The organism is Pseudomonas sp. B21-015 (assembly GCF_024749285.1).
GTDB lineage: Bacteria > Pseudomonadota > Gammaproteobacteria > Pseudomonadales > Pseudomonadaceae > Aquipseudomonas.
This window is the reverse complement of sequence record NZ_CP087196.1, coordinates 1,367,702-1,381,327: the sequence shown is the minus strand read 5'-3', so window position 1 is coordinate 1,381,327 and position 13,626 is coordinate 1,367,702. Positions and strand designations below refer to the sequence as shown.

Annotated in this window: 6 protein-coding genes; 4 read left to right on the top strand and 2 right to left on the bottom strand. The window is 58.3% G+C overall.

Annotated features, from left to right (window positions below; all coding sequences use genetic code 11):
* The first annotated feature begins 48 nt into the window (after positions 1-48).
* Positions 49-1,173 (top strand): OpgC family protein, encoded by a 1,125-nt coding sequence (locus tag LOY38_RS06360; RefSeq protein ID WP_258699284.1) that lies wholly within the window; start codon positions 49-51, stop codon positions 1,171-1,173.
* Positions 1,174-1,229: 56 nt separating this feature from the next.
* Here the strand turns inward: LOY38_RS06360 and LOY38_RS06355 are convergent, their stop codons facing one another.
* On the bottom strand, positions 1,230-2,648 hold the full coding sequence (locus LOY38_RS06355) for an amino acid permease (RefSeq protein ID WP_258699283.1): 1,419 nt from the start codon (positions 2,646-2,648) through the stop codon (positions 1,230-1,232).
* 488 nt (positions 2,649-3,136) lie between these two features.
* Between LOY38_RS06355 and LOY38_RS06350 the strand changes: the two genes are divergently transcribed.
* From LOY38_RS06350 to LOY38_RS06340, 3 genes are all read left to right on the top strand, one after another.
* Entirely contained in the window at positions 3,137-3,595 is a 459-nt protein-coding gene (locus LOY38_RS06350; protein ID WP_258699282.1) for an REP-associated tyrosine transposase, read from the top strand.
* Between the two features lie 281 nt (positions 3,596-3,876).
* Positions 3,877-6,987: a transglycosylase domain-containing protein gene (locus LOY38_RS06345; RefSeq protein WP_258699281.1), complete on the top strand. Its 3,111-nt coding sequence runs from the start codon at positions 3,877-3,879 to the stop codon at positions 6,985-6,987.
* 155 nt (positions 6,988-7,142) lie between these two features.
* Complete coding sequence (locus LOY38_RS06340) at positions 7,143-12,263, top strand: NEL-type E3 ubiquitin ligase domain-containing protein (RefSeq protein WP_258699280.1); 5,121 nt, start codon at positions 7,143-7,145, stop codon at positions 12,261-12,263.
* Between the two features lie 84 nt (positions 12,264-12,347).
* On the opposite strand, the gene LOY38_RS06335 is transcribed toward LOY38_RS06340, so the two are convergent.
* Positions 12,348-13,583 carry a hypothetical protein gene (locus LOY38_RS06335; RefSeq protein ID WP_408980568.1) on the bottom strand — a complete coding sequence of 412 codons (1,236 nt, stop codon included), beginning with the start codon at positions 13,581-13,583 and terminating at the stop codon, positions 12,348-12,350.
* Positions 13,584-13,626 lie beyond the last annotated feature (43 nt).

Here is a 13,626-nt window from a genome sequence, read left to right as displayed (position 1 = left end):
CCGCACCGCTCGCTCCTCCCCGACAACCCCGTTCAAGAGCCCGCCGTCATGACGTTTGAACGCGATCACCGAATCGACTTTTTCCGCGGCCTGGCCCTGATCTTCATCTTCTGGGATCACGTGCCGCAGAACCCGCTCGCCCAGTTCACGGTGCGTAACTTCGGCTTCAGCGATGCGGCGGAGATTTTCGTGTTCCTGGCCGGTTACGCGGCCGTACTGGCCTATGGAAAAATCGCCCGGCGCGACGGTTTCATGGTCGCCACGGTGAAAATCCTGCGGCGGGCCTGGGTGCTTTATGTGGTGCATATCTTTTTGCTGGCGCTGTTGATGGGCATCGTGTTTTTCGCCAACAGCCATGTGGAAACCCGCGATCTGGTGCAGGAAATGGGCTTGCAGTATTTCCTCAGCAACCCCCAGCAGGCATTGATGGATGAGTTGCTGCTGCGCTTCAAGCCGAACCTGATGGACCCGCTGCCCCTGTACATTCTGTTGCTGCTCGGCCTGCCCCCGGTGCTACCGATGCTGCTGCGCAAGGCTGAATACGTGGTGGGGTTGTCGGTGGTGGTGTACCTGTTGGCGCCATGGCTGCAGTGGAACCTGGCGGGTGCCGACGGGGCCATGTGGTTTTTCAATCCGATGGCCTGGCAGCTGCTGTTCATTCTCGGTGGCGCGACGGCGATTCATGGGCAAAGACCTGGGGCGCCGCAACCCCGACCGCTGGCTCGGCAGCCGGTTTTCATCGCAGCGCTGAGCTATTTGCTGATCACCGGGCTGATCGCGCTGTCGTGGAAGTGGCCGACCGTGCATGACGCCTTCATGCCCCAGCGGCTCGGCGAATGGCTCTATCCGATCAGCAAGACCCACCTCTCGCCAGCGCGCCTGCTGCACTTCCTCGCCCTCGCCTACGTCACCGCCAGATTGTTGCCGGACACGGGCTGGACGCAACACTGGCTGGCGCGACAAAGCTGTCGCATGGGCCGCTATTCCCTGGAAGTGTTCTGCTTTGGCGTGTTGCTGGCGCCGTTGGCGGACATGCTCAACGCCTTGGGCGGGAATGCATTGGGGATGCAACTATTCAGCGCGATGCTGGGGGTCGGGTTGATGGCGTTGCTGGGGGCCTGGCTGGATTTCAACAGGCGGTTGAGCACGCCGATACCAGTGGCAGCCGTTTAAAATACACAAGCCCCGGTCATCTCGACCGGGGCTTGTGTATGGCTGGCGTTACAGGTTCAAGACGCCGAACGCACAGCGCCTTGCGGCACATTGGCCGGTTGCAGCTTGAACATGTAGAACAACACCGTCAGCAGCACCAGGAAGGCAGGCCCGACATACAGCGCCACGCGAGTGTCCGGGAAGTACGCCATCAGGCCGACCACCAGCACCAGGAACGCCAGCGCCAGATAAGAACTGACCGGATACAGCCACATGCGGTATTTGAGGCCAGCACGCTCGCTGGCGCTCAGGCCTTTGCGGAACTTGAGCTGGGCCAGCAGGATCATCGCCCAGGTCCAGATCGCGCCGAAGGTGGCAATCGCGGTGACCCAGACGAAGACCTTCTCAGGCGCCAGGTAGTTGAGCAGCACGCCGAGCAGCAAAGCACCGATCGACAGCAACAGCGCGCGACGCGGCACGCCGTTCGAGGTCTTGGCGAAACCGGCCGGGGCCTGACCGTTCTGCGCCAGGCTGTAGAGCATGCGCCCGGTGCTGAAGATGCCGCCGTTGCAGGACGACAGCGCGGCGGTGATCACCACGAAGTTGATGATGCCGGCGGCGGTCTTGATGCCCAGACGCTCGAAGGTCATCACGAACGGGCTGCCCTGGGTGCCGATTTCGTTCCATGGGTAAATCGACAGGATCACGAACAAGGCGCCGACGTAGAACAGCAGAATCCGCCAGAACACCGAGCCGATCGCATTGGGGATGGTCTTCTGCGGGTCCTTCGCTTCACCGGCGGTCAGGCCGATCATCTCGACGCCGAGATAGGCGAACATCACCATTTGCAGGGACATCAACACGCCTTGCACGCCGTTGGGCATAAAGCCGCCGTGGGCCCAGAGATTGGAAATCCCCAGGGCTACACCGTCATTGCCGAAGCCGAACGCGATCACGCCGATGCCGCCGACCACCATCGCAATGATGGTGACGATTTTGATCAGGGCGAACCAGAATTCGAACTCACCGAAGGCTTTCACCGCGATCAGGTTGATCGAGCCCATGCTGACCAATGCGGCGAGTGCCCAGATCCAGCGCGGCACATCGGGGAACCAGACGCCCATGTACACCGCCACCGCGGTGATTTCGGCGACGCAGGTCACCAGCCACAGGAACCAGTAGTTCCAGCCGGTCAGAAAGCCCGCCAATGGGCCGAGGTAGTCTTGTGCATAACGGCTGAACGAACCGGCGACCGGGTTGTGCACGGCCATCTCGCCGAGGGCGCGCATGATCACCAGGATCGCCAGACCGCCCATGATGTAGGACAGCATGATGGCCGGGCCGGCCATTTCGATGGCCTTGGCCGAACCCAGGAACAGGCCGACGCCGATACAGGCACCGAGCGCCATCAAACGGATATGCCGTTCGCCCAGTTCGCGTTTAAGCGGGCCGCCCTGAGCGGTCTCGCCGTGAGACAGATGATTGCCGATTGGCATAGGGGTACAACCTCCTTGTTATTGGATATGACACACCGAGTGTCGAAGCGCCGACCGACAAGCCAGTGTCAGGTGAAACCGGGCCTGCCTCGTAGGCGGACGCGTCTTGCAGAACAAAACCTGCAAGATCAGCGGGGCGTGCAGTATAAAAAGCTTTCTACAGGGCTTTCCACTCTATAAACCACAACATTCAGCGACAACTCTCGGGAAAAGTCCTTTCAGACAACATCACCCTGTGGCGAGGGAGCTTGCTCCCGCTCGGCTGCGCAGCAGTCGCAAAACAAACACACAGGTTTTACCTGGCAGATCACGATTGCTGGGATTGGGGCCGCTTCGCAGCCCAGCGGGAGCAAGCTCCCTCGCCACAAAAGCGCTACCTTCAATTGGATCCTTCATGGTTTTCGGAAATTTCAGGCAGAAGTTGCAGCTTCAGCTAGGTAGGTCAAGGGCTAAGGTCAATTGAGGAGCACTACAAAAGGACACAAGGAATGCATCCACGCCCCAATTCACATTTGCTGCGCCATGGACGCTTTTCGGAAGAAGGTCGGGCCTATCTCATCACTGCGGTTGTGCACCAACGCCGCCGAATATTCACTGACTGGCAGTTGGGACGCCTGTTAGTTGCCGAACTCAAGCGGGCCCACGACCAGAAGTGGATCAACTCAATAGCTTGGGTTGTCATGCCAGATCACCTCCATTGGTTGGTACAGCTCGAACAACGCTCCCTGGCGCAACTCATGCAAGCCACCAAATCTCGCAGCACACTCAGCATCAACCGGGCGTCAAACAATGAAGGGGCTTTTTGGCAAAGCGGCTATCACGATCGGGCAATCCGCGATGGCGAAGAACTCTTGCCATTCGCCCGTTACATTGTTGCCAATCCCTTGCGAGCAGGACTGGTCAAGAAAATTGGCGATTACCCGCTGTGGGATGCCTGCTGGCTTTGAACCCAGCACCACAAACCTGTGGCGAGGGAGCTTGCTCCCGCTCGGCTGCGCAGCAGTCGTGAGTCCTGTAAATGCGGTGTGTCTTAAAAAAACTCAGTGTTGCTGGTTTTTGGGACTGCTTCGCAGCCCAGCGGGAGCAAGCTCCCTCGCCACAACACCCCCCTTGCCACAGGTAAGGGTGCGTGCCCGATATTTGGTTGTTCACAATTTTTTCACCAACGCCAACCAACGTCTAAGCTTCAAACAAGTCCGATCAATCTGCGTGAATGGATCAGTCGACTATGGGCGCTTTGTGGCAAACCGATTCGAGTAAAACCGTGGTTCCGACTGAACGAGTGGATGAAGCGCCTTTACCTGAGAAACCCCGTCGTTCCCGGCACGGCTGGGGGGCTTTCTGGTTGCTGCTGCTGATTATCCTGATTGTCCTGGGCCTCGCCGCAACCAAGGAAATGCGCACCTCCAGGTTTCAATCCCGGGAAATCAGCAAATACGCCGCCTCGCTGAAATACGAACTGCAACCCGGCCCCAGCGACGCGATTCGCTACCCTGGCGCAGGCCCGTTCGATCAGCGTTTGGGTTACAGCGCCCTGAGTGAATTTCTGCCGCGCCTGCTCAAGCGCGATTACGTGGTGTCGGCACAAACCCGCTTTTCCCCGGCGCTGATGAAGTACCACGACAAGGGCTTTTTCGTGCCCTATTCCGAGAAAATCCAGGCCGGGCTGTCGATCACCGATTGCCGCGCGGCACCGCTGTACCAGTTCAAATATCCACAACAACTCTATTCAAGCTTTGCCGCGATCCCTCCTGTGGTGGTCAACAGCTTGCTCTTTATCGAAAACCGCTTTTTGCTCGATCCTCGTCAGCCCCTGGCCAACCCCGCCGTGGACTGGCCGCGGTTCGGCATGGCGGCGTGGTCTCAGGTGGCCAAGCTGTTGCGCCTGCCCGGCCAATCGGCGGGTGGCAGTACGCTGGCGACGCAGCTTGAGAAGTATCGACACTCGCCCGATGGCTTGACGGTGTCGGGCGCGGAAAAAATCCGCCAGATGATTTCCGCCAGCGTGCGGGCCTATCAGGCGGGGCCGGAAACCCTCCAGATACGGCAAAATGTGGTTCGCGACTACCTCAACAGTGTTCCGCTGTCGGCGGTGCCGGGCCACGGTGAAGTGCATGGCATGGCCGAAGGTTTGCGTGTGTGGTACGGCGCCGACTTCAACAAGGCCAACGAACGGCTGGCCAGCACCGACACCGATCAGAAAAGCCTGGCGGAAAAAGGCCTGGCCCTGCGGGAAATGCTGTCGCTGATGATTGCCCAGCGCCGCCCTTCCCATTACTTGACCAAGGGCCGCGATGAATTGGCCAGCCTCACCGACAGCCATATTCGCCTGCTGGCACAAAATGGCGTGATCGATGCGCCACTCGCGGCGGCGGCACTGGCCAGCCAAGTGACCTATCGCGACTGGCAGACGCAGCCCACCATTCAGCCGATCGAAACCAACAAAGGCATCAGTGTGGCGCGCAGTCGTCTGGGCGGGTTACTCAATCGTCCGCTGTATGACCTCGACCGCCTCGACCTGTCCGCCACCAGCACCCTGCAAGGCGAGCTGCAAGCCCAGGCCACCGCGTACCTCAAGCATCTGGCCGACCCGGCCTATGCCGCGGAAATCGGCTTGATTGGCGAACGCCTGCTCACCCCCACCAGCACCACGCAGGTGCGCTACAGTTTCACCCTGTTCGAACTGACCCCGGACGGCTCGCGGGTACGGGTGCAGACCGACAGCACCGACCAGCCGTTCGACATCAATGAAGGCAGCAAGCTGGAACTGGGCTCCACCGCAAAAATGCGCGTGCTCACCACCTACCTGCAGATCATCTCCGAATTGCACGATCGCTACGCCACCATGAGCGTTGCCGAACTGAAGAAAACCGAAGTCGCCGAACAGGATCGCCTGAGCAGCTGGGCCGTCGATTACATGATTCAGAACACCGACCGCAGCCTGCCAAAAATGCTCGGCGCCGCACTGGATCGCAAATATTCCGCCAGCCCAGGCGAGGCGTTTTTCACCGGTGGCGGGCTGCACACGTTCGTTAACTTCCGCAAGGAAGACAACGGCCGCATGCCGACCCTGCGCGATGCCATTCGTGAGTCGATCAACCTGCCGTTCATTCGGCTGATGCGCGACCTGGTGCGCTACAGCACCTACGCCGGCCCCACCAGCAGCGCCGAATTGCTCAAGGACGACCGCGACCCGCGGCGTCAGGAATACCTGGCCCAGTTCGCCGACCGCGAAGGCACCGCATTCCTGTTGCGGTTCTGGAAGAAGTACCAGAACAAGGACACCCAAACCCGCCTCGAGACCTTCCTCGACAGCATGCACCCGACACCGATCCGCATGGCTGCCGTGCATCGCTATCTATTCCCGCAGGGCGACCAGGAGAGCTTCAACACCTTCGTGCGCTCGCACCTCAAAAGCGCCAAGCTCACGGAAAAACTCACCGACGAACGCCTCGAACGCCTGTACCTGAGTTACGGCCCGGGCAGCTATGACCTGCCGGATCAAGGCTTCATCGCCAAGGTTCACCCGCTGGATCTGTGGTTGATCGGCTACTTGCTGAACAACCCCGACGCCAAGTTCAGCCAGATCGTCAAAGCCAGCGAATTCGAACGCCAGGAGGTTTACAGCTGGCTGTTCAAAAGCAAACACAAGGGCGCCCGCGACAGCCGCATTCGCACGATGCTGGAGATCGAGGCGTTCCTCGACATTCACCAACGCTGGCAGAAAGTCGGCTATCCGTTCGATCACCTGGTGCCCTCGCTGGCTACCGCCATCGGCAGCTCCGGCGACCGCCCCGCTGCGCTGGCGGAACTGATCGGCACCATCCTCAACGACGGTGTACGTCTGCCGACGCTGCGTATCGACAGCCTGCACTTCGCAGCCGATACGCCCTATGAAACCCAACTGGTCAACAATCCGGTGGTCGGCAAACGCGTGATGCCTTCCGAGGTGGCCACCGCCATGCGCGAGGCCTTGTCGCAAGTGGTGGATGCCGGTACGGCCAAACGCGTGGCAGGCAGTTTCAAGCTGGCCGATGGCACCCCGTTGGCCATGGGCGGCAAAACCGGTACCGGTGACAACCGTATCGAAGCCATCGGTTCCGGCGGGCGAATCCTCAGCTCCAAGTCGATCAACCGCACCGCGACCTTCGTGTTCTACATCGGCGACCGCCATTTCGGCACCCTGACTGCCTTCGTGCCCGGACGCTCGGCCGAGGCGTTCAAATTCACCTCGGCCCTGCCGGTGCAAGTGCTCAAGGGCATGGCGCCGATTCTCATGCCGTACCTGCAACCGGGTAGCCGTGTCGCGTGTCAGCCGGTTCCGATAGCGCGACTGTGAGTTTTTGCGCAGCAGGTGGTATTCAGTTATTTTTCCGATTCGAATATTCAACGGTTCAGCGCCAGGAAACGCTGTTTGAGCACAGATGTTTAGACTTTTGTTTTGAGCCCCAACAGATAGGCTGATCATTCTTAAAACAATCAAGGATGATTGCCATGCCTGACTCCCACACACCGGCCAAAAACACGAATAAAGGCCGGCACTACGCGTTCATCAAGAACACCATCAACGACAACTTCAAAACCGCCACCGTCAGCAGAGGCCAAGCACTGGCGGCTACTGGATTGAAGATTGTGCCGTGGTACACCACAGCACCCGCCGCTCATCACGACAAGCTCAAAGCCGCCAACCTCAAGGCATGGGGCTCGCAGAACCAGGTCGACCAACTGTTCGAAAAACTGCGGGACGTCCACTTGTTTGCCGCGCCCCTGCTCCAGGCGAAGCTCAAGGAACGATACGGAATCGAGAATGACGTCACGACGACCTACCTGCGCCTGTACATGCCCAAGGATCAGCCCTGGTACGCGATTGACCTGTCGGGTGGCGTCACTGCCCGAACCGTCTCCCTGCTGGATGCAGCGCTGCACAATTTCGCACGAGCCGAAACGGTCGATACCGGCTCGCAGTTCATTACCAAACCTGACAAACGCGGGCATTTCGAAGTCATACCGATCAAACACAAAATGACCATCAGGCAGTTCCAGGCGCTTTGCCGGGAGCTGGATATTGGCGCGCTTTACAAAAAACATCTCGAAAGCTATCTGCTTCCCGGCGAGCCGCTAGCCGAAGCCGTCATGAAGCACAAGGTGACCGAAAGTCAGAAAGACGCACTGACCGTCGCCGCGCAGTTGGCGTTGATCACCGGCGATATCCAGTACGATGCCTACAAGCTGATACTGGATCTGGCACAGGACACACCTCAACTGCTCCTCAATGGGAAACAGATGCTGTGCTGCGACCTGTCCATGATGGACACCCGTCTGACCGGCATTGTGCTGTTGATTCATGCGGTGCGGGGTAGCAGCGGCATTCGACGGCTCATTGCGTACGTCCCCCATGACCCTGATCACCCGCTCAAGGAGTACGAATCCACAGAGGCGTTCACCCATGAGCTGGTGCGCCAATTGCGCGAAGACAAAATCGGCGCATCGTCGCAGCTGAGCTATCGACAATTCTTCAGCCAGTTCGTCGATCAGCAGCAGCGCGGGCACTTCTTCGCCGGCCTGGAGCAACGTCTCTTTACCGTCAAATGGCACACGAAAGAGGATCCGACAGACCAGCGTCCGGCGTGGCGCAAGGAACCCGTGCTTCGACCCCGATTGCAAATCGAGCATTGGCCACTCCCTCGGGATTACTGGAGGCATGCCTACCAGCAAAAGCTCAACAAGATCCTCAACGACGCCCGTGAAATCGCGGTATCCACCGCCGACACCGACAGCAAAGCGCGCTGGGCCTGGTGGGACAACTTCAAGAAAATCGTCTCCGACATTTTCAACGTCGCTCTGTTGATCGCCACACCGTTCGTGCCGGGGCTGGGCGAACTCATGATGGCCTACACCGCTTACCAACTGACCACGGATGTCATCGAAGGCATCGTCGATCTGGCCGAAGGCCTCGGCCTTGAAGCGGCCGAGCATGTGATCAGCGTGGTGACGGATCTCATTCAACTGGCGGCGTTTGGGGCGGGTGCTGAAATCGGCAACGCTTTTCGGCTCAAACTGTCGCCGCTGGTCGAGGGCATGAAACCGGTCAAGCTGCCCAATGGCAAACACACACTGTGGCATCCCGATCTCGCACCCTACGAACAGAAAAATCTCACCCTGTCGGCGGCTTCAAAACCCAATGAGCACGGCCTGCATCGACATGCCAATCAGGACATTCTGCCGCTGGAAGGCAAGCTCTACATCGTCGAAAAAGCCTCCACAGAGCCGACCTCCAATACGCACCGTGTCAAACACCCCACCCGCCCCAATGCCTACTCGCCCAAGATGGAACATAACGGCCATGGCGCCTGGGTGCACGAGGCGGAGAATCCACGAGACTGGGAAGGTGAAACATTGATGCGCCGCCTCGGCCACAGCGTCGATCGCTTTTCGCCCACAGAACTGGAGCAGATCCGCATCAGCAGTGGCACTGACGACAATGAGCTGCGTCGGATGCATGTCGACAACAGTCCTCCGCCGCCGGTGCTGGCCGACACCATCAAGCGCTTCAGTGCGTATGACGAAGTGCAGACAGCGAGTGCGAATATCCGTGGCGGGCGACCGATCGATCCAGCGTCTGTCTGGTTTGAACCGATAACGACGGGCCTGCCAGGATGGCCGCCAGAGCGGGCATTGAGGGTGTATGAAAATGCCGACCTGACAGGCTATTCGCGCAAGTACGGCAATGCCAACGCAACGGACGCCAATACCCTGAGCATGAGTCTCGCGGACCTCACGTCCGGCAAACTGCCCGAACGCGTCGTGGGCTTTCTGAATGAGGCCGAGGTCAGCGCTCTGCTCGGTCGCGACATGCCGAGCGCTGAACGCAACCAGGCGTTGCGCAATCTACTCGCGGACGCCGTCGACGAGCGTCAGGGTGAGTTATCCAAACGTCTGTATCAGGCCGGAGAAAGGTCGAACAAGGCGGATGTCCGCTTGCTGAAGCAAACGTTCCCGGACATGCCGCTCACCCTCACGGAAAAACTCCTGTCTCACGCCAAGGCAGCCGAGTTACAGAGAATGATCGATGAAGATCGCTTGCCGCTACGTATCAAAACCCAGGCCCGGGAATTGAATTTCGAAGCCTCCACCGCTCGCGCCTACGACGGCTTTTATCGGGATGAACGGGTGTTACCGGATACCGAGCGGCTGGCGCTTAATACGCTCAAGTTCAATACCGATGGCTTCGGCGATGTGCGCATCGAGGTGCTCGACGGCACCTACGACGGCACACTGCGGTGCAGCATCGGCCCGGATGACGCCACAACAGTCCGGCGCCTGATCAGAGATGAGCACAGCCAGTACGAGGTTCTCGACGGAGCCAACAGGAAGCTGCATGACGCCAGTGATTTCTACGAATCGATTCTGCGCGCCCTGCCTGACGACAAACGCGCGGCATTGGGCTACCAACGGGGCCAGGGCCGTCTGCTCAAAGCGTGGATCATGGAACAATGCGCGCCTGCTGCCGAACGCCGGACATTGCTGGCAGAACCGCCCATTCGCCCGGTTGCCAATATTGAAACCGTCAACCTGGTGCGCGGGCCGAGTCTGTCCACATTCGCAAACACCCCGGAAAAAAGGGTCAGGAACCTCTATCCGAAATTAAACGAACAAGAGGTGAGAGCCTTCGTTGAGGCCTTGCGCGCCAAGGGTGATCCCGACAAGGCCATCGACCGGCTCAGGGATGAACTCGTCGAACTGAAGAACATATTGGCGGATTGGGAAAACAAAGCAATGGGCTACGTTTCCGCTGATTCGGGATCCGGACCTGAATATGATGATTTCAGGTATCGCGGCGGAAGGCATATTCGGGAACGGCTCCTTGAATGCTTCGAACGCAAAAGCGAGGCCTTCGGTGGGCGCAACAGTCATCCAGAAGGCGGCTATACGCTGGACTTGTCCTCCGACTTCATGGGCCCGAAACTCGATCGTTGGTGGAAGGATTTGCGTGAGCAACCCAATATCAAAAAATACATCGACCAAGTGACCGTGCTGAATGTGGACAACGCTCGTTTTTCTCCTGACACCAAAGGTCTGTTGAACGACTTCCCCAACGTTCGTCATTTGAGCGCCCGCCATAGCGGCCTGACCGAGCTACCGCCCAGTGTCGGCACGATGCGTCTGCTCGAATCCTTGCGTCTGACAGACAACAGCATCCAATTAACGGCTGACTCTGCCAAGTCGCTGAGAGAGCTCACTCGCCTGGAAACGCTAAGGCTCGATAACAATCCGCTCAGGCAACCTCCGGATGTCGGCCACATGCCCAGACTGAGGGTATTGAGTCTGAACAACACCGGTATCGATGCCTGGCCGGAAGGTCTTTTCAAGGAAGGGGTTTTCGAGAAACATCACCCGCGCGGCTTTTCTCTCGATCTACGGGAATGTCCGATCACGAACGTACCCGATGTCGTGCCTGGCTCCGATCATGCGTTTCTCGTGGCACGCACGCGACTCGACGCAACGAAGCTTTCCGATGTTGATCGAGTCCGTTTTGGAGACTACCGCGAGTCCGTAGGCTTGGCCCGTGAGCAAGTCTATGAGCGGGCTGCGGCCAATGAGTTATCTCATTGGCAATCGTTACCGGACTCAGAAATTTATAGTCAATCGGCGGGGATCGGAACCTATAGAGAGGAGAACTGGCACGATGTGATGGCGGAACCCGACTCCACCGATTTTTTCAAAGTTATCCGTAAACAGAGAGCCGGCAAGGATTACCGAAGCGATAATTCGCGCAAGCAACTGACCCGGCGGGTCTGGCAGATGATCGATGCCGTCGCGCTCGACACCGATCTGCGCGAGGAACTGTTCAAACAGGCCAAACATCCTGAAACCTGCGGGGATGCCGGGGCACAACTGTTCAATAACATGGGAATAAAAGTGTTGGTGTCGCAGGCGCACGCCGAATCGACAACTGGCGCGGCGCTTGAAAACAAACTTGTCAAACTGGCCAGGAGTGCCGCTCGCCTGGAAAAAATAAACGAAATTGCCAGAGCAGAGGTTGAGAGTCAGAACGACAGATTCAAAAGCAATCCGGGAAAATTCGACGCTCCGGATCCTGTGGAAGTGCACCTTGCGTACGAGACAGGGCTGGCCAAGCGACTGGATTTGCCTTGGCAATCTGAAGGCATGCTGTATCAGACGAGAGCAGACGTGGACGCCGCCAAGATTAACGCCGCGTACGATAGTGTCATCGCTTTCGAAGACGGTGACGGATTGGTCGACGGGATGATCGGTTTATTCGAGAACCCGTTTTGGGAAAAACACTTGCGCAAAACCCACCCGGACACATTCGATGCAAGTGATCGCCGTCTCGCAACCAAACATGCTCTGCTCGAAGATCTGCGCACCGCCCAAAACAACTGGGCGAACGCCCGGACTCCGGCGGAGCGCTCCTCGCGCAAAGGAAGAGTGGAAACGCTTGCCAACCAGCTGAATATTCCACACACCCAAGTGTTTACCGGAAGGGAAATGACCACGCAGTTTTATGACCGGATGCTGTCAGAGATGGCCGAAGAACGAAACGAGTTGGCCAGAACACTGACCCGTAAAGCATTGGCAAACGCCGGACTCTAAACAATGCAATGCGCCATGGGTGCAAACGCTTAACCCCCGAGTGTCATCCACTCGGGGCTGGCTTTTTCATCCTGGGCACTTCGTTCAGCCCGCTTCCGAATCCCAGATGACCGTGACATTGCCCGAATAGCTGCGGGCAATGCCCGGTTTGAGCATTTCATCAATGGCTTCGCGGGCCACTTCGAAATGCAGCGTGCCAGGTTTGCGATCTACGTAAAAGCCCGGCTGAAACAGCTCCGTGCCAACACCATCACGGCGCAGCGGACGTCGACTCACCGGTTGTCCCGCGGCGTCCGTCAACCCGCCAGGCAGAGTAACGGCGACTTCCAGCGGCACAGGATGACCGGCGGTCGGCTCCCACAGCGCACAGTTGTTCCCGATGACGAACTGACATCGCAGGTTCATCTTGAAGCGGCTCGACGCGGAAATATTGAACGTCTGATCGCGAAACAAACGCGTGGGTTTACGCCCCTGTGACAGCCAGGATTGCCAACCGCCTTGCGGTTCCAATATGACGCGGTTGCCGCCTGGGGGAATGTCGACTTTCAAGGTGTGTTCGACAATCAGGGTAAAGTTGACGGAGATCAAACTGTCGTCAGGCAGCATGACGTCACCCATGTCGAAATCTTGACCTGGGCCCACGCTGTAATTCAATACACCGCGGTAGGTGCCCGATGACATCTTGAGGGGATTGGGCGTAATGAGTTGATAAGAGAACCCCATGTCTCGGTAAGCAAAATCATAGGATTGATCAATTGTTTTTTGTGCCTGTTTGGAACAGGTACCCGCATCGAGCGGAACGCGCCAGAAAAAAGCATAGTAAGTCTGGTTGCCAAAGCCCACGCCCCCATACCGGCAGGGGGCTGGAGCGTAGACCCAACCGAATTGCCAGACTCCCACGGGAAGCGGCACCTTGTTGGTATAGGCGGCACCAATACCGTTCACCCGCATCCTTACCGTCTCCTCTTCGCCGGTTTCGTCATGAATGACCCTGATATCCCTCCAGGAGGATGGCACCCGGAACATCGGGCCTTGGCGTTCGTCATGCAGCGCCTCAATGGCCGCCACGGACCTGAAGCGAAGCGGCAAGTCGATACTGAAGACACCGTCCTCGCAGTATTCCGGATGGCCACCGCAGTAGCCGCCCTGGGGCGTTTTATTTACAAATTCATTGTGCATCGGATTCGTCGAGTCAGGCTGGAACAGCGCCGTGATCTCTACATTCGCGGCACCGGCCGATGTCATAAAGCCTGTCAGTATCAGGGCACACAGGCCGCTCGCCGTACTTGCAAGTTTCATTACTAATACACTCTTGGTCATGCTGACTGTCATTCCCTGGCCAATCCGGCCACAGGCTTATCTG